Here is a 19,063-nt window from a genome sequence, read left to right on the forward strand (position 1 = left end):
CTATGTCAAGGTTAGTCCTTAAAGCTCAGTCGTCGGTATCGCTCTGCAAAACCGCCAAAAAGGCCTTTTGGGGAATGGGCACGTTACCAACCAGTTTCATGCGCTTTTTGCCCGCCTTTTGCTTTTCCAACAGCTTGCGCTTACGCGACACGTCGCCGCCGTAGCATTTGGAGGTAACGTCCTTGCGATAGGCGTTGACCGTGCTGCGGGCGATGATTTTGGAACCGATGGCCCCCTGGATGGCGATCTTGAACTGTTGGCGGGGGATGGTGTCCTTGAGCTTGTTCACCGCGTGCAGGGCCCGGGGCCGGGCCTTTTCCGAGTGCACCAGCATGGACAGGGCGTCCACCTTTTCGCCGTTTACCAGGATATCCAGGCGCACCAGGTCGCTCCTGCGGTAGCCGATCATCTCGTAGTCAAAGGAGCCGTAGCCCTGGGTGACGGTCTTGAGCTTGTCGTAGAAATCGTAGATCACCTCGGCCAGGGGCAGGTCCACGCTGAGCTCCACCCGGCCGGGGTTGGGGTAGTTCAGGTTGGTGTTCTCGCCCCGGCGGTCCAGACACAGGGGCATCACCGCCCCGATGTAGCGCTCGGGCATGAGGATGGAGGCCCGCACAAAGGGCTCCTCGCAATAGTCGATGCCGGCCGGGTCCGGATAGTAGGCCGGGTTCTCGATCTCCAGCTGGGTGCCGTCGTGCAGAAAGATGTTGTAGCGCACGCTGGGGGTGGTGAGGATCAGCGACAGGCCGAATTCGCGCTCCAGGCGCTCCTGCACCACCTCCAGGTGTAACAGGCCCAAGAAACCGCAGCGGAAGCCGAAGCCCAGAGCCTGGGACGAGTCCTTCTGGTAAATGAGGCTGGCGTCGTTGAGCTTGAGCTTTTCCAGGGCGTCGGCCAGGTCGGGGTAGTCGTCGGTGGCCACGGGGTAGATGGAGGAAAACACCACCGGCTTGGCCTCGCGGAAGCCGGGCAGGGGTTCGGCCGCCGGGCGCTCGGCATCGGTGATGGTGTCGCCGATGTTGGTGTCGGCCACGGTCTTGACCCCGGCCACCACGTAGCCCACCTGACCGGCCCTGAGCTCCTTCTTGGCGATGCGCTTTACCTGCATCACCCCCACCTCTTCCACCCGGTAGTCGGTCCCGCCGTGCATGAAGTGGATGGTCTGGCCCTGGCGCAGGGTACCCTGCATCACCCGCACGAAGATCACTGTGCCCCGATAGGGGTCGTACTGGGCGTCGAAGATCAAGGCCTGCAAGGGCGCGGCGGGGTCGCCGGTGGGCGCGGGCAACAGCCTGACCACCGCCTCCAGCACCGCGGGCACGTTTTCGCCGGTCTTGGCCGAGACCGCCACGGCCTCGTCGCCGTCCAGGCCCAGCTCGTCGCTGATCTGGCGGCGGGCCTCGGGCACGTCGGCGCTGATGAGGTCGATCTTGTTGATGACCGGCACCACCTCCAGGTCGTGCTCCAGGGCCATGTACAGGTTGGCCAGGGTCTGGGCCTCCACCCCTTGGGAGGCGTCCACCACCAAAAGCACCCCCTCGGCCGAGGCCAGGGCCCGGCTCACCTCGTAGGAGAAGTCCACGTGGCCGGGCGTGTCGATGAGGTTCAGCTCGTACTCCTCGCCGTCGGCGGCGGTGTAGGGCAGGGTTATGGCCTGGCTCTTGATGGTGATGCCCCGCTCACGCTCCAGGTAGAGGCTGTCGAGCATCTGGTCCTGGAAGTCCCGCTCGCTCACCACCCCGCAGAGTTGGATGAGCCGGTCGGCCAGGGTGGATTTGCCATGGTCGATGTGGGCGATGATGGAGAAATTGCGGGTATGGGCCTTGTCCGCCACGCTTACCTCATAAATTTAATAGGTTGTGCCAGGCAGAGCTTAACCTGTGGCGGCGGTTTCGTCAAATGGCGCGGGTCCGGTGGGGGGGATAAAGCCAGGGGCCCCTTGTATTATCTGTACTAAATTTAATATTGTATTTTAACTTTAAATTATAATAAAATATGCCCAGCTTTCACCGCACCCCCTAAGCGGGAGAATCATCATGTCCATGGAATCGTTGACCCCCGTCGCCCAACCCGCCGCCTCCGCGCCCTTGCCTGCGCAAACCGCCCTTTTGGTGGACGAAAGCGGTTTCGTCTCCAGCCACAGCCTGGCGGTGCTGGGATTTCTGGGATATGCCCCGGGCCAGGCCCCCAAGCGCGTCAACCTGCTGAGCCACATCGCCGTTTGGGACCGCGAACGCGCGGGGCGGGCCATGAGTCAGAGCCTGATCAGCGGCAGGCCGCACCAGAGCATCTACACCCTGACCAATTGCGACGGTCAGTGTTTTTCGGTGCGCCTCACCTGCGCCCCCTGCCATTGCTCGGGACGCCCCTCGGGGCTGAAAATCTCGCTGGACTGCCTGTAGAGCTGCCGGCCGAGCCGGACCCGAGCACTCTCCCCGAGGCCGCCCTTGCGCGGCTGCGGATGCTATGTTATTTTAAATAATAGATAATTTAATCGCCCCCCAAACCCTAAGCGCAAAGTTATAGCTTATAAGTCTTCTCCATTCTTTCTGAGCAGCAGCCGGAAGGAGTGGAGTTTCTTTTTTTGGGGGGCCCGGCGTCGCCATATACGCGGCGCCCAACACCCATGCGGCCACCGGCCGGGCAAGGCCGGAGCCACGGAAAAGGAGAATGATCGTGTGCACCATCTGCGGACACTACGTCCAAGGAGGCCACATCTGTTCCAGCGACATTTACGACATGCTCAAAAAAATGGATCACCGGGGGCCCGACACCCACGGGATCTACCTGGACCAGCAGACCCACCGGGCCCGCCAGGTGGACGATTTGCGCGATGAGCTTACCAGCGACTCGCACATCGCCCTGGGACACTCCCGCCTGAGCATCGTGGGCCGGGAACAAAGCACCCAGCCCTACGTCTCCTGCGACGGCCGGCTGTCCCTGATCCACAACGGCGAGATCTACAACTATCAGAAGCTGCGCACCCTGCTCTACCAGGAGCACGACATCAAGACCACCAGCGATTCCGAGGTGATAGTGCACCTGCTGGAGGAGTCCTACCGAGGCGACCTGTTGGACGCGGTTCAGCAGATCGTGGGGCTGTTGGACGGCATGTACGCCCTGGCGGTCACGGACGGCAAATCGGTGGTGGTGGCCCGCGACCCCATCGGTAAAAAGCCCATTTATTACATCCAAAACGGCCCGGCCACCTACTTCGCCTCGGAGAAAAAGGCGCTGTGGAACGGCCGGGACGAACCGGTGCGTCTCAACCCCGGCGAACTGTTGTGCATCGACGACCAGGGCCCCAGGGTGGAGGGCGGCTACCGCCTGGAGGTGCCCCAGATCGACATCGTGGACTTCCGCCAGGCGGTGGAGGAGTACAAGAAGGTGCTCACCCGCTCGGTGTCCAAGCGCCTGACCGGGCTTACCGAGTCCACCCTGGGGGTGATCTTCTCCGGAGGCATCGACAGCGTGCTGGTGGCCAACCTGCTGATGCGCGAGGGCAAGAACATCGTGTGCTATTGCACTGGCACCGCCGACAGCGCCGACGTGCAGGCCGCCGAGGCGGTGGCCAAGGATCTGGGCCTGGAGCTGAAGACCTCCATCATCGACGAGGCAACGGTGGAGGCGCTGTTGCCCGAGGTGATCGAAAACGTGGAGGAGAGCGGCCTGTTGCAGGTGGAGGTGGCCATACCCATGTACCTGGCGGCCAAGCTGGCCGCGGCCGACGGCATCCGGGTGATGTACACCGGCCAGGCGGCGGACGAGCTGTTCGCGGGCTATCCCTGGTACAACGACGTGTTGGCCGAGCACGGCTATCTGCGCCTGCACGAGAAGCTCTGGGACGACATCAACATGCTCTACTCCGACACCCTGGAGCGCGAGGACAAGCTGACCATGGCCCACAGCATCGAGCTTCGGGCCCCCTACCTGGACCGCGACGTGATCCTCACCGCCATGCGCATCTCGCCGCGCCTCAAGCTGGAGGGCGCCGAGGACAACCTGCGCAAGCGGGTGCACCGCCAGGCCTCGGCCGAGCTGGGAGTGCCGCCCTACCTGGCCTTCCGCACCAAGGACCCGGCCCAGTCCGGCTCGGGCATCCACCAGATCATCCAAAACATCGCCGCCGCCAAGGCCGGGGTGGTGGAGGAAAAGATGGTGGACAAGAACATCGCCCGGGACAAGGGCAGCCTCTACCGCTACGGCGACGAGTACGAGCACTACGGCGAAAGCCGGGCCCGCTTTTATTTGCAGCGCATCGAGGACGACATAAGGAAGCGCTTCATCCCGCCCTTCTTGAGCTGCGAACGCCCCCAGGCCCCGGCGGCATAGGAGGAACATGCGCATAAGCCTGGTTCAAATAAACTTCGACCCCGAGGACGTGGCCGGCCACATCGCGCGGCTCAAGCGGATCATCACCCAGGAGCGCGCCAGCGATTTGATCGTGTTCCCCGAGCTGATCCTGCACGGCCACCCCTCGCAGATGAAGCCCGAGGGCTTCCTCTACCGCAAGGTGGAGGTGGCCCTGTCCCACGCCTCCGGGGAGATCCGCCGTCATGTAAAGAAGTGCGGGGCCAGGGTGGTGTTGGGCGAGCTCAAGCGCGAGGGCGACGAGTTTTTGAACCTGGCCACCTATGTGGACGCGCAGGGGGCCAAGAGCTACGCCAAGGCCCACGTGCACTGGACCGAGAACTTCCGCCCGGGCGGCCGGCTCAAGGTGTTCAGCACCCCGGTGGGCCGCCTGGGCCTCAACATCTGCTACGACTCGGCCTTTGACGAGGTGTGGCGGGTATTGGCCCTGAACGGGGCCCGCCTGGTGGTGAACATCTCGGCGGTGCCCGCCCACTTCCCGGTGCCCTACATGCGCCGGCGCATGCAAGGCGCGGCGATATTCAACCAATACTTCGTGGTCTACGTGAACCGCCCCGGCCCGGTGTTTTCCGGGGGCAGCGCGGTGTACGACCCCCACGGCGACGAGCTTTTGGCCCTGGGCGGCGGCGATGAGGTGGCTCGGGTGGATATCGATTTGGCTGAGACGGAGCGCTGGCGGGAGGAGGAGGTCATCTTCCCCAACCGCCGCCCCCACCTCTACCGCCGGGTGGCCAGCCGCAACAAGGAGGTTCCCGGCCCCAAGAAGGAGCCCCATCTCAAGGCGGTGGGTTGATTCCCGCCGCTCAGGGGATTGCGTAACAAAGGCCCCGCGGCACAGTCAGGGAGGCACGGGTAAGGCGGAAACGAACGAGGCCGGCAACGCAGCCCCCGGCCGCCTGGCGCAGCCGCCTATCTGGGCTCCAGGGTGATGTCGCCGTAATAGGCCACCGCCCTACCCCCGGTGTTGTCGCTGTCGGTCATCACCGCGATGGCCCCGATGGCCGGCGGCTCCTCGCCGAAGCAACGGCGAAAATCGGCGGCCAGGTCCCGGCGGTGGCTCACCCACTGCCCGGCCTGGCCGTCGCCGCTGTTCACGGCCAGCATCATGACGTTGTTGCCCGCAAAGGCGTTGGGCCAAAAGCTGTCCACCGGCAGCTTGTTGGCCCATACGTAATTGATGGCCCGAGTGTTCCAAAAGAAAAAGGAGGGGAACACCACGTAGACCCGGGCCGCGAAGTCGTCGCCCGCCTTGCTGCGGCCGTCCCCCTGGGGCAGGACGCCCTCGATCTTCCAGGACCACGCCAGCATGGGGGTCTTGGCCGGGTCGGCCTCGATTTCCTTTATAAGGGCCGAGGCGCTCTTCTGGCTCACCGCCCGGAGCACCTGGCGGCCGTCCTCGCTCACCAGGGTGTAGGTGGTGAGTCCCTTGAACTCCTTGGGCTCCCAGCCGGCCAAATCGCCCGCGCTGAAACGGCCCACCACAACCACCCCCGCCGCCGCGCCCAGGGCCAGGGCGGCGCCAAGCAGCAGGGCAACCAGGGCCCAGCGTCTCACGGTTGGGGGGTCCGCTCGGGTCCCTTGGCCACCAGGCCGGTGCAGGAGCAGTGGATCATCGCCCCTTCCCAGGGCCCGCCAAGGGCCACCGCCGCGCGCATGGCCTCCCAGCCGGGGCAGCCCCGGCACACCAGGCGCTCCTTGCCCAGGCAGGGAGGCGCGGGGCCGCGGCGCAACACGTTCAAGGTAGGTTGATTTTTCATGGGGCTAATTTTAGCACGACCACTCATTTGTCGTTCCCTTTGGCGGTGGCGGCCTGGCGGGTAAGCAGCACCAATTGCAGGTGGCCCTTGGTGTGGGGCACCCGCAGGGCGTAGCCCTGCTTGGGGCTGGTAATCAAGGCCCCGTTGAAGGGGGGCTGGGCGGCGGCTTCCTGGGCCACCCGAAACACCTCGGCCAACGCCTTGGGGGGATAGGCCCCCCGGCTGGCCGCTTCCACCAGCTCGGCCACCTCGGAGCTGGTGGCCAGGGCCTGGTCCGTGGCCGGGCTCAGGGCGCCCCCCGGCCCGGCGGCCTTGATCATCAGCACCGGGCCGGGCGCTTGCCCCAGTCCCTGGGGCAGGCTGACCCACAGGGTAATCCCCTCCAGGGGCTTCTTATAGACCAGCTCCCCCTCGTGCGGGGCCGGGGCCTGCTCAAAGCCCATCTGGTTGAGCAGGGTGGGCAGGGGCTCCTCCCCGGAAGAGGAGCAGGCCACGGCCAGCAGCAGGACCGCCAGCCAGACAAGACAGGGTCGCCAGCGCAAAACATGTCCTCCAGCGGTGGTTAGGCTTTCAACTATACACCCGGCCGCCGCCCTACTCTAAGGCCCCCTCTTGCTCCAGGCGCGCGTACTCCGCCTCATCCATGGCCAACAGGCCCAGGCATAGCTCCCTGGTGTGCTCGCCCAGGCAGGGGGAGCGCTCCACCCGCTGGGGCGCAGCGGAAAAAACCAAGGAGTGGCCCGCGTAGTCCACCAGGCCCATGGTGGGGTGCTCCCGCCGGGCGTAATAGCCGTCGTGGATTAACTGGGGGTCTTGCCCCAGGTCGCGGCCGTCGTTGGCCGCCCCGGCGGGCACCCCCAGGCCCTGCAAAAGCTCCATCACCGCCCGGGCCGCTTGGGGCCGGGTCCATTCGGCCAGGCGGTGGTCCAGTTCCTCGGCCCGGGCCAGGCGGCCCTCGCGGTGGTCCAGCTCCGGAGCCAGGGCCCAGGCCGGGGCGCCCATGGCCCGCACCAGGCCTTGCCACTGCCCGTCGTCCCGCACGCTGATGGCCACCCAGCGGTCCTCGCCGGCGCAGGGGTAGACCCCGTGGGGCGCGGCCTGGGGGTCGCGGTTGCCTTGGCGGGTGGGCGAGGTGCCGGTGAGGGCGGCCTCCAGCAGGGCCGGGGCCATGAACTGGGCTCCGGCCTCCAACTGCGAGGCGTCCATGTACACCCCCCGGCCGGTTCGCCTCCGGTAGTCCAAGGCCGCGGCCACGGCCAGCAGGTTGAGCCGGGGCACCACGTAGTCGGTGTGGGCCCCGTAGGGGCCGCAGGGCGCGCGGTCCGGCCAGCCGGCCAGATGGGTCAGGCCGCACAGGGCGGTCAGGGGCATGCCATAACCGGGCATGGTGGACAGCTCGCCGGTCTGGCCGTACATGCACGAGGAGATCATGATCAAATCGGGCCGCACCCGCACCAGGTCGTCATAGGCCAGCCCCAGCTTGGCCATGACCCCGGCGGTGTAGTTCTCCACCACCACGTCGCAATGGGCCGCCAGGCGCAGGGCCACCTCCCGGCCGCGGGGATGCTTCAGATTCAGGGAGACACTCTTTTTGCCCGCGTTTTCCCGGGCGAAGAAATGGGAGTTGTCCAGCCCCTGCTTGCCGTCCTTGAAGGGGGTAAAGGAACGGATAATGTCGGGGCGGGTGCGGGTCTCCACCTTGATCACCTCGGCCCCGTAACCCGCCGCCCAGGAGGCGGTGAGAGGCCCGGCCACCGCCCAGCCGAACTCCAGGACGCGCACCCCCTCCAATATGCCCGTGGAAGCCGCCATGCCTATATCACCCCTTCCCGGCCCATGGCGGCCAGGCCGGCCTGGTCCAGGCCCAAGGCGGCGTAGACCTCGCCATTGTGCCGGCCCAGGGTGGGGGCCGGGCCGCGCACTCGGCACAGCCCCTCCTCGGTCCGCACAAAGGGGCCGGGCAGGGTCAGTTCCTGGGCATGGGCGGGGTGGGCCATTTTCACCCAAAAGCCCCGCTGGGCCAGGTGGGCGTCGGCCAAGACCCCGGCGGCGTCGTTGATCGGGTAGACCATGACCCGCCGCCGCACCCCTTGTTCCCAAAGCTCGGCCTGGGTGTGGCGGGCGAAAAAGGCAGCCACCGGCTCCACCAGGCGCCGATCCGCCTCCTCTTGGGGCATGCGGCCCAGGTCCAGGCTGGGCCAGTCCAGGCTCTTCATTTCTTCCGGGGCCAGGCCCTCCTCGTCCATCCAGGCGGCCAGGGCCGGGTTGCTGATCATCCCCATCTGCCCGCCGAAGATGTAGAACACCACGTGGCCGTCGGCGCAGGGCCACACGATGGGCAGGGTGGTTCCCAAAGGCTGGATGGGCAGGCCGCCGCCCTGGCGGCGCATGACCTTGCCCATGGCGTCCCACAGGATGCGCGAGGAGTAGGCCGCCCGCTCCAGGGACCGCATGGCCGAGACCACCACCCGCTGGCCCCGGCCGGTGCGCCCCCGGTGGAACAGGGCCAGGGCCGCCCCGGTGGCCGCGTCGGCCCCGGCGTGCAGCCAGCATTGGGGCAGGCTGATGCGCACCGGGGGGCGGTCCGGGTCGCCGCAGATGTAGAGCAGGCCGGACAAGGCCCAGATCACCAGGTCGTCCGCCGCGTAGTCCCGGTAGGGGCCGCTGTCGCCAAAGGGAGTGATGGACACCAGGATCAGCTCGGGCCGCGCCTGGCATAGCGTCTCATAGCCCAGGCCCAGCTCCGCCAGGCCGCCGGGCCCCGGGCCCTCGATCACCACGTCGGCCGTGACCGCCAGCCGAAGAAACAGCTCCCGGCCCTGCCGCCGCCCCAGGTCCAGGGTGACGCCCTGCTTGCCGGTGTTGAGCGACTGCCACAACAGGCTCGCCTCTGGGGCCGCCACCCCTGGGGCGAGGGGCCCCAGCAGGCGCGCGGGGTCGCCGTCCGGCGGCTCCACCTTGATGACCGTGGCCCCCAGGTCGGCCAAGAGCTTGCCCGCGAACAGGCTCTCCTGGCCGCCCAATTCCAACACCCGGTAGCCGGTCAAAAAACCCGGCTCCGGCCCAGGGCGGGGCTCCGCCCTTTGCGCTTGCGACACGGTTTCCCCCCATGCGTAGCGTTAGGCTGTGGGGCCGCCCCCCGGCGGCCCTATTTTTCAATCTTCGTCGGCCAGCTCCTTCATCAAGGCCTGGTAAGTGTCCGGCATCTCGGTGTGGAAGCGCAGATACGGCGTCACTGGATAGCGCAGCCCGGCGCGGTCGGTGAACTCCAGGCCGCTGAGCAGCTTGTCCACCTCGGCGTAGGGGATGGCAAAGGCCATCTCGTCGTCCTGGGCCATGGCGAAGATGCGGTCACCGGCCCCGCAGGGCACCAGCTGGCACTGCCCGGTGATCAGCGCCTGGCTGATGTAGGAGGCGCAGCCGATGCCCCCCATGGTGCTGAAGTTCAGGGGGCGTCCGGTGTGGTGCACCAGGGCCTGCACCAGGCGCACCATCTGGGCCGGGTTGCCGTAGACGATGATTAGCTGGGGCTCCCAGTCGGCCTGGGCCAGGGGCGCGGCGATCATGTAGCCCGCCTGCCCGTGGGGCAGCTTGGGAATGGCCTCGGCCACCACGGAGCGGGCCGCGTCGTCGCACACCCAGTTGGGCACCCCGGTGTGGCCGGAGAGAAATTCGTCGGTGGGCGGGGCGAAGCCCAGGGCCAGGGCCCCCAGGGGACAGACCATGTCCTGGGGCGTGAGGCACACCTTCCAGCCGTAGCGCCGGGCCAGGGTCACCCCCTGGCACACCAGCATGGGGCTGGGCCGGTCCGCCGCCTTGGCCATGGCCGGGGGCAACTGCTCGCGGTCGGCCACCATGCTAAGGGCCACCGGATAGGTGGCCGGGCGCAGAAATCGGCTCAGTTTTTCATCCAGACTCTTCAGATCCATGCTCATCCCTCCCGTGGCCAGGCCAGGCTGCGCTTGCCAAGCGCGCGTCACAATGCTTAAATCTCCCCATTCGTCCGGAATTATAACCCCGCCCCACCGGGGGAAGGCAAGCAAAGCCATGGACCAAAATTCCCGCGAGGTAAAAACCCACTGCTCCTACATGGACCACGGCGGCTGCGGCATCATCTGCACCGTGGAGAACGGGCGCATCGTAAAGGTCAAGGGAGACCCCGACGGCTGGCTCAACCAGGGCTACATCTGCCCCAAGGGCCTGGCCTCCCCTCACCGCCTGAACCATCCGGGGCGCCTGCGCCATCCCCTGCGCCGGGTGGGCGCGCGGGGCGAGGGCCACTGGGAGCGCATCTCCTGGGACGAGGCCCTGGGGGAGATCAGCGAGCGCCTGGACGAGATTCGCCGGCGCGAGGGCGCCCGCGCCGTGGCCTTTGGCCTGGGCATGCCCAAGGGCCTGGACCACTTCGCCCAGATCCGCCTGGCCAACACCTTCGGCTCGCCCAACCTGGTGGCCAGCCAGGACGTGTGCCACGCCCCGAGGGAGATCACCGGGGTGCACACCTGCGGCTTCTACCCGGTGGTGGATTTCAAAGAGCCCAGCGAGCTGGTGGTGCTGTGGGCCAGCGGGGTGAGCACCACCAACGAGGAAGGGGCCATATGCTCCCAGCTCTACAAGCAGTTGGAAGACGGCACCCGGCTGATGGTCATCGACCCCTATCGCAGCCGTTTGGCCGAGCGGGCCGAGCTGTGGCTGCCGCTCAGGCCGGGCAGTGACGCGGCCCTGGCCCTGGGCATGATCAACGTAATCATCGCCGAAAAGCTCTTTGACGCCGAGTTCGTGGATCAGCACGTGCATGGCTTTGCCGAGCTGGCCGCCCAGGCGGCCGACTACCCGCCGGAAAAGGTGGCGGCGATCACCTGGCTGGAGCCGGAGCAAATCCGCCAAGCGGCCCGGCTCTACGCCACGGCCAAGCCGGCGGCCCTGGCCTGGGGCAACCCCATCGAGCACACCAACCAGGCCTTCCACGCGGCGCGGGGCCTGGTGTGCCTCATGGCCCTGACCGGCAACCTGGACGTGGCCGGGGGCAACGTGCAGCCCCTGGAGCCCAAGATCGCCGGGCTGGGCCCCTACGTGCGGGCCGACCTGGTGCCCGACAAGCGCAAGGAGATGCTCAGCGCGGCCCACGGGGTGATCCCCCGCTTCATGACCATACCGCCGGCCTTTTTGCGCCGGGCCATCCTGGAGGGCGAGCCATACCCGGTGAAGGCCCTGTTCAGCCTGGGCACCAATCCGCTGATGGTCTGGGCCGACAGCCGCCTGACCAAGCGGGCCCTGGAGAGCCTGGAGTTTTTCGCCTGCGCCGAGCTTTTCCTCACCCCCAGCGCGGCCCTGGCCGACGTGGTGCTGCCCGCCGCGGCCAGCCTGGAGTTCGACGACATCGGCCACTACGGCATCGGCCACGGCTACATCCTGGCCCGGCCCCGGGTGGTGGCCCCGCCCGAGGAGTGCCGCCCGCCCTTGCAGATCTGCTGCGACCTGGGGCGTCGCCTGGCCGGAGAGGAGCTGTGGCCCGTGGACTACCACGCGCTGCTGGACATGGTGCTGGAGCCCAGCGGCATTGGCTGGCAAGAGTTCATGGCCATGGGCCACCTGGAAGGCCCCCACAAATATCGCAAGTGCGAGGCCAAGGGCTTCCGCACCCCCACCGGCAAGGTGGAGCTAAGGCTCTCCACGGCCGAGAAGTTCGGCCTGCCTCCCTTGCCCGCCTGGGAGGGCTTTGCCGAGGACACCAGCGAAGAATTCCCCTTGGTGCTCACTGGGCGCAAGAACAAGGCGGCCCTGCACTCCTCCTACCGCTGGGTGGAAGAGCTAAAGAAACACGACCCCGAGCCCATAACCGAGCTGCACCCGGCCGATGCGGTGCGCCTGGGCATAAACGATGGCGACCGGGTGCGGCTGAGCACCAGGCAAGGCAGCATCGAGCAGGTGGCCAGGCTGAACCAGCGGGTGCGCCCTGGCGTGGTCTTTGCCGAGCACGGCTGGTGGTTCCCCGAGGAGGACGACCCCCTGGGCGGCTGGGAGCGCAGCAACTTCAACCTGCTCACCAGCGCGGCCAAGCTGGGCAAGGAGTTCGGCACCCCCAACCTGGCGGCCATCCCCTGCCGGGTGGAAAAGGTGGAGTAGCCGCCCGGGCCAGATCAAAGCAAGCCAAAAACACAACCGCCCGGCCTGGATGTTTCACCAGGCCGAGCGCTTTGGTGTGAGTCGTCAATAAAAGCAGGTAAGGAAAACCCCGCCGCTGGTCGAATCGCCGGAATCTAAGCGGAGCAATCATGCGGGAGCGGCAGGTCTAGGGGATGGTCAGTAAGAAAAACCGGAGCAAAGCAAGGCCACGACCAACAGCACAGGTCAACCCCGATTTTTTCCTTCTGGACCTCTTTGCCTTGCGGCCGAGCCAACGGAGCAGACGCAGCACCGTCAGGCGGCGGCCCCCGCAATGTCCCAATCTCCATTTCCGGCGGTCCCGCCTGAGCGCCCGTCCTGGTGCGGCACATCCAGGGAGGGCCAGGCAAGGCGGCGGCGAGCGACAACCGGAGCTGTAGGTATATCTACAGCGAGGTTGGAGCGATGCCGCCAACGCCGCATGGCGCTTCCTGGCGCAGCCGCAAGCCGCCCCTTCCTACTCAACCAGCGTAAACTTCCAGGCGCAGTACCACTCCTCGGGATGCGGATCGGGCGGGCAGCCCACGCACTCGGTGACGATGCGCGGGTCTATGCTGGAAGCAAAGGTGGGGTATTCCACCAGGCCCGCCGAGCGGCAGGGGTAGTCGGCCAGGCCCCGGCGCTTGCGCGCGCTCTGCACCCGGCAGTCGTTCATCCGGAAGATGAAGCTGTGCTCGTCCACATCGTGCATGGACTGGCGGTTGACCATGGTGTAGTTGCGCAGGCCTAGGGCGGCCTTGAGCCCGGCCAGGCCGGGGCGCTCGCCCAGGCCCAGCACCCGCTTGATGTAAAAGGCCTCGTGGGGGCTCAGGCGGCTCCAGCACAGGTCGTTGGCCCGCTTGGCCGCGTCCATGCCGTGGGACTTTTCCACCGTCTGGAACCACACCCCGTCGGTGACCAGCCAGTTGGCCCCCGACGCCCGCGCCAGGTCGATGAGCTCCTCGCGGCTCAGGTTCTTGAGTTTGAGCGGCACGCCCTTTTCATCCACCTCGAAGCCCAGGATCTTGCCCAGGCGGCCCATCTGAAAGGCCAGGCAGGCCTCGAACACCTCCTGGTCGGCCGCCAAGGCGCTCTCCAGGCCGTTCTGGTGCTCCACTTCGCGGAACCACAGGCCGTAGTGAATCAGATTGCGGTGAAAGGTCTCCAACACGAAACGGACCAGTTGTTCCTGGTCCAGGTCGTCTATCTGCGGGCTGGGATGAGCCATGAGTTGCTCCTGGGTGAATTAATTAAAGGTAGGCAATTGTAACCCAAGAGCCGGACCGTGTTAAGCCGCGCCGACGGTTGACTTTGACCCACGGGTCAAGGAAGAATGGCCCCATGGCCATACCGACCAACCAGCAGCCGACGCCTCCCGGCCCGCGCGGGCAGCGCCGCCAGCAGGCGGCCCGCCGCCTGAGCGAGGAAGGCCAGCGGCTCATCGCCCGCCAGGGCCTGGCCGCGGCCAAGGTGATCGACATCACCGCCGCCGCCGGGGTGGGCAAGGGCACCTTTTTCACCCACTGGCCCAGCAAGGAGGCCTTCGTGGCCGAGCTGGTGGACCAGGTGCTCAGCGACCTGGCCCGGCGGGTGCGCCCCCTGAACCTGGCCCCCACCGATGCCGAGACCCTGGTAGCCGACGTGGCCGCCGTGCATCTGCGCTATTTCCAGCTCAAGCCAGAGGCCGCCGCCCTGGTGAACCAGGCCCTGGCCCTGGATGCGGGCGGCGAGGCCCACCGCGCCGTGGCCCAGCGCCTGGGCGAACATGTGGCCCTGGTGGCCGACATGCTGGCCCCGGCCGGAGCGCAACTGGGCTGGCCTCGGGAACGAGCCCGCGAGCTGGCCCTGGCCGTGGTTGCCCTGGCCGGGGGCTATTTCTGGCTGGGCCCCGCCCTGGGGCTGGGGGCCGACACCCCCCTGGAGCTATTGGACCGCCTGGGCCGGGCCCTGGCCCGAGGACTGGCCCGTTGAGCGACCCGGCGCGGATGGGCTACATTAAGATATAGAGGGCGCCGCGCGGCAGCATCCCGAAAGAGCAACCCGAGCCCCGGCGCCGGAGGGAAAATCTATCGCGGGGAGGGATGCCCGATGCTGGAGATGATGCCGCAAAGCAGCGATACGGCCCTGGCGGTGGAGGCCAGGGGCAAGCTCACCGACACCGACTATCAACAGGTGCTCATACCCCGCCTCAGGGAGATGATCGCCAAGCAGGGCAAGGCCCGGGTGATGATGGTCATGAGCCCGGAGTTTCGGGGCTGGGAGCCCCGGGGGGCCTGGGACGACGCCACCTTCGGCCTCAAGCACCGCAAGGACTTCGCCAAGATGGCCCTGGTGGGCGCGCCCAAATGGGTGCGCTGGTCCCTGGACGTGGGCAAGCACTTCATGTCCGGGGAGGTGCAAAGCTTCCCGCCCGAGCAGGCGCAGGAGGCCTGGGACTGGGTGAACGGCTGAGGCGCGGCCAAGAGCGCCAGGGCAAAAGTCGAAGGGGCCGGCGCAATGCCGGCCCCCACTCGTTCAACCGATGGCGTCTGTTAGACCACCTTCTTTACCGCCGCCAGCACCTCGTCGTAGTTGGGCTCCTCGCTCAGCTCCTTGACCCGCTGGATGTAGGTGATCTTGCCCTCGCGGTCCAAGACCAGAACCGCGCGGGCCAGCAGGCGCAACTCTTTGATGAGCAGGCCGTAGGCCATGCCAAAGGCGGCCTCGCGGTGGTCGGACAGGGTCTTCACCGCCTCCACCCCGGCCGCGCCGCACCAGCGCGCCTGGGCAAAGGGCAGGTCCATGCTCACCGTGAGGATGGCCACGTCATCGCCCAGGTTCGCCGCCTCGCTGTTGAAGCGCCGGGTCTGCAGGTCGCAGGTGGGAGTGTCCAGGGAAGGCACCACGGACAGGATCACCACCTTGCCCTGGTAGTCGCTGATCTTCACCGGCGACAGGTCGTTGGCCAAAAGCTCCACGTCCGGGGCCGCCTGGCCCACGGCCACTTCCTGGCCCAACAGGTTCAGGGGATTGCCGTGCATGGTTACTTGCATGTTGTCGCTCATCTTTTCTCCTTATGGGCGGCCCGGCTCCAGATGGCCGGTCACTGCCCGGTTTTACGGGGGTTAGTTATATTGTAAAAGCGTCGGGCAGGACTTGTCACATCAAGAGCCATGCCTCAGACTGTTTTTTACGGACGATGCCTTGACATCGTCCGGTTCATTCACTATATAATAATAGTAACTATTATCAATAAGCAACTGCAAACTTCCAGAGAGGGGTTGAAACCATGTCCAAAACGCAAGAATATCTGGCGGAAGCCTTTGCCGGCGAGTCTCAAGCCAACCGCAAGTACCTGGCCTTTGCCAAGAAAGCCGACGAAGAGGGTTATGCGCAGGTCGCCCGTATGTTCCGGGCGGCGGCCGCGGCCGAGACCGTGCACGCCCACAATCACCTGCGGGCCATGAAGGGCATCGGCAGCACCGAGGAAAACCTCAAGGCCGCCGTGGCCGGCGAGACCCACGAGTTCGAGCATATGTACCCGGAGATGATCGAGACTGCCAAGGCCGAGGACGCCAAGGAGGCCCTGCGCTCCTTCGAGTGGGCCAACGCGGTGGAAAAGGTGCACGCCGATCTGTATCAGAAGCTCCTGGACAACCTGGGCGGCGAAGTCAGTGACTACGCCTACTACGTGTGCCCGGTGTGCGGCTACACCCAGGGCGGCAGCGCCCCGGACCGTTGCCCGGTATGTAACGCCAAGGGCGACCGCTTCATGAAGGTCGACTAGTTAGAACGTTTTTCGCTTCCCCGCGGGGCCGCTTCGGCGGCCCCGTTGCTTTTGCCCGGCCGCCTGTGCTGCAATGAAAGCAAAACAAGGAGGCGACATGAACCGGGCTCATCCGCCGCGCCGCGACGAACCGGTCTTGGTCTTGGGGGCCACCGGCTACGTGGGCGGCCGCCTGGTGCCCCGCCTGCTGGCCGCCGGCCACCGGGTGCGGGCCATGGGCCGCTCCCTGGACAAGCTGGCCTGCCGACCCTGGGCCTCCCACCCCGCCTGCGAGCTGGTGCGGGGCGACGTGCAAGATCCCCTGTCCCTGGCCCAAGGCCTCCGGGGCTGCTGGGCCGCCTTCTATCTCGTGCACTCCATGAACCCCGGCACCAAGGACTTTGCCGCCGCCGACCGCAAGGCGGCCCGCAATATGTCGCTGGCCGCGGCCGCCGCCGGGGTCGAGCGCCTAATCTACCTGGGCGGGCTGGTACCCGACGATCCCCATATCAGCCACCACCTGCGCTCCCGGGCCGAGGTGGGCCGCATCCTGCAAAGCGGCGCGGTGCCCTGCACCTGGCTGCGGGCGGCCATGATCCTGGGGGCGGGCAGCGCCTCGTTTGAGCTGCTGCGCTATCTGGCCGAGCGCCTGCCGGTGATGACCGCCCCCCGCTGGGTGAACAGCCGCTGCCAGCCCATCGCCATCTCTAACGTGCTGGGCTATCTGTTGGGCTGTCTGGAGCACGACGAGGTGGCCGGGCAGACCTACGACATCGGCGGCCCGGACGTGCGCACCTATGCCGAGATGTTCCAGATGCTGGCCCAGGAGGCGGGCCTGCCCCCGCGCCTCATCATCCCGGTGCCCTTTTTCACCCCCCGCCTGAGCAGCTATTGGATCCACCTGGTCACCCCGGTGCCGGCCAGCCTGGCCCGTCCCCTGGCCGAGGGCCTGCGCAACACCGTGGTCTGCCGCGATGAGCGCATCCGCGAGATCGTTCCCCAGGATTTGCTCACCTGCCGCCAGGCCATCCGCATCGCCCTGGAGCGCTTGGCCCAGGATCAGGTGGAGAGCTGCTGGATGGACGCGGGCGAGCTACTCCCGCCGGAATGGGTCACCTGCGGCGACGCGCCCTATGCCGGGGGCACGGTGCTCCGGGCGGGCTACCGCCTGGGCATCCCCCGGCCGGTGGAAGCGGTGTGGCCCCACGTGGCCGGGGTGGGCGGCCGCCGGGGCTGGTATTTCCAGAGTTGGCTGTGGAAGCTGCGCGGGGCCCTGGACAAGCTCCTGGGCGGGGTGGGCCTGGGCCGGGGACGGCGCAGCGCGGCCGAGCTCCGAGTGGGCGAGGCCCTGGATTTCTGGCGGGTGCTGGCCGTGGAGCCGCCCCGGCGGCTGCTCCTGCTGGCCCAGATGAAGCTGCCGGGCTCGGCCACCCTGGAGCTCACCCTGAGCCCCCTGGGGGAGGCGGCTTGCGAGGCCCGCCTGGTGGCCAGCTATCTGCCCCGGGGCCTGATGGGCCTGGCCTATTGGTACGGGGTGTGGCCCCTGCACCACTGGGTGTTCCAGGGCATGCTGCCCGGCCTGGCCCGCGCGGCGGGGGCTCCGCCCGGCGGCCCGGCCCAGCCCTTCGACCCCGACGATCCCCGAAGCTGCGCCCTGCCCCCGGCCCATTGACCTCGGACCCCGCTGCCTCTAAGCTGTAGCGGTTGCCAGATACCGGGAGGTACTCCGATGATTAGGGCATGGTGCGGGGCGATTTTAGTGGGGCTGATGTGCCTGGCGGCCGTCCCGGCGCCGGGGGAGGAGCCCCGGCTCACCCTGGGCGAGGCGCTGGCCGTGGCCCTGGAGCAGAACCCCACCCTGGAGACCTATCGCCAGGAAGTGGCCCAGGCCGAGGGGCGCCTGACCCAGAGCAGCTCCCGCTGGTGGCCCCAGCTCTCCGGCGAGGCGGGCTACAGCCGCAACTACAGCGAAAACCGGCGCACCGCCTATTTGGAAGGCTCCAACAGCGACCAATACAACTACTACTCCACCGAGCTGGCCCTGACCCAAAAGATCTACGATTTCGGCCGCACCGGAGGCACGGTGGAGGCCAGCCGCCAGGAGCTCTCGGCCACCCGCCACGACCTGGTAACCCAGCGGGAAAAGGTGCTCCTGGAGGTGAAGGCCCAGTACTTCGAGGTGCTCAAGAACCAGCACCTGGTCACGGTGGCCCAAAAGACCCTGGCCTCCCAGGCCAAGCACGTGGAGCAGGCCAAGGGTTATTACAGCACCGGGCTGAGGCCCAAGATCGACGTGACCCGGGCCCAGGTGGACCTGGCCAACGCCCGCCTGGCCCTGATCAGCGCCCAATACAACCGCCGCCGGGCCCGGGTGGCCCTGGAAAAGGTGATGGGCAAGCGTCCCTATCCGGGCGACTACACCCTGGCCGACATTCAGAACAGCCCTCCCCTGCCCCCCGACCTGCCGCCCCTGGTGGCCGAGGCCCTCAAGCAAAGGCCCGAGACGGCCAGCCTGCAAGCGGGGATCCAGGCCGCCCAGGGACGCCTCACCTCGGCCCGGGGCGGCTATTGGCCCAGCCTGGACGCGGGGGCCGACTACGGGCTGTCCAACACCGACTTTCCCCTGGACAACGGCTGGAGCGCCGGGATGTTCCTTACCTGGCCCTTGTTCTCGGGCTTTCTCACCCAGGGCCAGGTGAGCGAATACCAGGCCCAGGTGCGCCAGCGCCAGGCCCAGTACAAGGAGCTGGAGCTGACCATCTCCCAGCAGGTGGAGGAGGCCTGGCTGGTGCTTAGGGAATCGGCCGAGCGCATCGATGTGGCCGAGGTCGCCCGCCTAAACGCGGAGGAGAACTTCCGCCTGGCCCAGGGGCGCTACGAGGCCGGGGTGGGCGACGCCATCGAGTTCACCGACGCCCAGGTGAGCCTGTTCGACGCCCGCAGCGCGGTGGTCCGGGCCCGCTACGACTATTTGCAGGCCTTCGCCGCCCTGGAGCGGGCCATCGGGCGGCCCTTGGCCGGGAGCCGGGTCGCTTCGCGCTAGATA

General features: G+C 67.2%; 18 protein-coding genes. 9 read left to right on the plus strand and 9 right to left on the minus strand.

The window, feature by feature from the left end:
- Positions 1 to 25 precede the first annotated feature (25 nt).
- Positions 26 to 1,834 (minus strand): translation elongation factor 4, encoded by a 1,809-nt coding sequence (gene lepA / locus AACH32_RS17325; protein ID WP_338602265.1) that lies wholly within the window; start codon positions 1,832 to 1,834, stop codon positions 26 to 28.
- A 202-nt stretch (positions 1,835 to 2,036) separates the two neighbouring features.
- On the opposite strand from lepA, the gene AACH32_RS17330 reads away from it, so the two are divergent.
- The 3 genes from AACH32_RS17330 (at position 2,037) to AACH32_RS17340 (ending at position 5,164) form a co-directional block, all read left to right on the plus strand.
- On the plus strand, positions 2,037 to 2,402 hold the full coding sequence (locus AACH32_RS17330) for a hypothetical protein (RefSeq protein WP_338602267.1): 366 nt from the start codon (positions 2,037 to 2,039) through the stop codon (positions 2,400 to 2,402).
- Positions 2,403 to 2,676: 274 nt separating this feature from the next.
- On the plus strand, positions 2,677 to 4,332 hold the full coding sequence (locus tag AACH32_RS17335) for an asparagine synthetase B family protein (protein WP_338602270.1): 1,656 nt from the start codon (positions 2,677 to 2,679) through the stop codon (positions 4,330 to 4,332).
- Between the two features lie 7 nt (positions 4,333 to 4,339).
- Positions 4,340 to 5,164 (plus strand): carbon-nitrogen hydrolase family protein, encoded by an 825-nt coding sequence (locus tag AACH32_RS17340; protein WP_338602273.1) that lies wholly within the window; start codon positions 4,340 to 4,342, stop codon positions 5,162 to 5,164.
- Between the two features lie 116 nt (positions 5,165 to 5,280).
- On the opposite strand, the gene AACH32_RS17345 is transcribed toward AACH32_RS17340, so the two are convergent.
- The 6 genes from AACH32_RS17345 to AACH32_RS17370 are packed head-to-tail and all read right to left on the minus strand — an operon-like array spanning position 5,281 to position 10,057.
- On the minus strand, positions 5,281 to 5,925 hold the full coding sequence (locus tag AACH32_RS17345) for a DUF3047 domain-containing protein (protein WP_338602274.1): 645 nt from the start codon (positions 5,923 to 5,925) through the stop codon (positions 5,281 to 5,283).
- Entirely contained in the window at positions 5,922 to 6,128 is a 207-nt protein-coding gene (locus tag AACH32_RS17350) for a hypothetical protein (protein WP_338602277.1), read from the minus strand. The genes AACH32_RS17345 and AACH32_RS17350 overlap by 4 nt, the downstream gene beginning before the upstream one ends.
- A gap of 23 nt (positions 6,129 to 6,151) precedes the next feature.
- Positions 6,152 to 6,670: a hypothetical protein gene (locus AACH32_RS17355; protein WP_338602279.1), complete on the minus strand. Its 519-nt coding sequence runs from the start codon at positions 6,668 to 6,670 to the stop codon at positions 6,152 to 6,154.
- 52 nt (positions 6,671 to 6,722) lie between these two features.
- A complete protein-coding gene (locus AACH32_RS17360) occupies positions 6,723 to 7,940 on the minus strand; it encodes a CaiB/BaiF CoA transferase family protein (RefSeq protein WP_338602281.1) in 1,218 nt (405 codons plus the stop codon).
- A 2-nt stretch (positions 7,941 to 7,942) separates the two neighbouring features.
- Positions 7,943 to 9,226, minus strand: a complete 1,284-nt coding sequence (locus AACH32_RS17365; RefSeq protein WP_338602284.1) for a CaiB/BaiF CoA transferase family protein — start codon at positions 9,224 to 9,226, stop codon at positions 7,943 to 7,945.
- Positions 9,227 to 9,283: 57 nt separating this feature from the next.
- Entirely contained in the window at positions 9,284 to 10,057 is a 774-nt protein-coding gene (locus tag AACH32_RS17370; RefSeq protein WP_338602287.1) for a DUF169 domain-containing protein, read from the minus strand.
- Positions 10,058 to 10,175: 118 nt separating this feature from the next.
- On the opposite strand from AACH32_RS17370, the gene AACH32_RS17375 reads away from it, so the two are divergent.
- On the plus strand, positions 10,176 to 12,254 hold the full coding sequence (locus AACH32_RS17375) for a molybdopterin-containing oxidoreductase family protein (RefSeq protein ID WP_338602289.1): 2,079 nt from the start codon (positions 10,176 to 10,178) through the stop codon (positions 12,252 to 12,254).
- Positions 12,255 to 12,750: 496 nt separating this feature from the next.
- Here the strand turns inward: AACH32_RS17375 and AACH32_RS17380 are convergent, their stop codons facing one another.
- Entirely contained in the window at positions 12,751 to 13,500 is a 750-nt protein-coding gene (locus tag AACH32_RS17380; RefSeq protein WP_338602291.1) for a DUF6125 family protein, read from the minus strand.
- Between the two features lie 113 nt (positions 13,501 to 13,613).
- Here AACH32_RS17380 and AACH32_RS17385 point away from each other — a divergent pair, with 113 nt between their 5' ends.
- Both AACH32_RS17385 and AACH32_RS17390 read left to right on the plus strand, forming a co-directional pair.
- Positions 13,614 to 14,243 (plus strand): TetR/AcrR family transcriptional regulator, encoded by a 630-nt coding sequence (locus tag AACH32_RS17385; RefSeq protein WP_338602293.1) that lies wholly within the window; start codon positions 13,614 to 13,616, stop codon positions 14,241 to 14,243.
- Between the two features lie 117 nt (positions 14,244 to 14,360).
- The gene (locus AACH32_RS17390; RefSeq protein ID WP_338602295.1) at positions 14,361 to 14,723 is read left to right on the plus strand and encodes an STAS/SEC14 domain-containing protein; all 363 of its coding nucleotides are present in this window, start codon (positions 14,361 to 14,363) and stop codon (positions 14,721 to 14,723) included.
- 80 nt (positions 14,724 to 14,803) lie between these two features.
- Here the strand turns inward: AACH32_RS17390 and tpx are convergent, their stop codons facing one another.
- Positions 14,804 to 15,316 (minus strand): thiol peroxidase, encoded by a 513-nt coding sequence (tpx, locus tag AACH32_RS17395; RefSeq protein WP_338602297.1) that lies wholly within the window; start codon positions 15,314 to 15,316, stop codon positions 14,804 to 14,806.
- Between the two features lie 224 nt (positions 15,317 to 15,540).
- Between tpx and AACH32_RS17400 the strand changes: the two genes are divergently transcribed.
- The 3 genes from AACH32_RS17400 (at position 15,541) to AACH32_RS17410 (ending at position 19,060) form a co-directional block, all read left to right on the plus strand.
- Positions 15,541 to 16,038 (plus strand): rubrerythrin family protein, encoded by a 498-nt coding sequence (locus AACH32_RS17400; protein ID WP_338602300.1) that lies wholly within the window; start codon positions 15,541 to 15,543, stop codon positions 16,036 to 16,038.
- Positions 16,039 to 16,135: 97 nt separating this feature from the next.
- Positions 16,136 to 17,689 (plus strand): SDR family oxidoreductase, encoded by a 1,554-nt coding sequence (locus AACH32_RS17405; protein WP_338602302.1) that lies wholly within the window; start codon positions 16,136 to 16,138, stop codon positions 17,687 to 17,689.
- A 57-nt stretch (positions 17,690 to 17,746) separates the two neighbouring features.
- Positions 17,747 to 19,060: a TolC family protein gene (locus AACH32_RS17410; RefSeq protein WP_338602305.1), complete on the plus strand. Its 1,314-nt coding sequence runs from the start codon at positions 17,747 to 17,749 to the stop codon at positions 19,058 to 19,060.
- Positions 19,061 to 19,063 lie beyond the last annotated feature (3 nt).

The organism is Desulfoferula mesophila (genome assembly GCF_037076455.1).
Taxonomy (GTDB): domain Bacteria; phylum Desulfobacterota; class Desulfarculia; order Desulfarculales; family Desulfarculaceae; genus Desulfoferula; species Desulfoferula mesophila.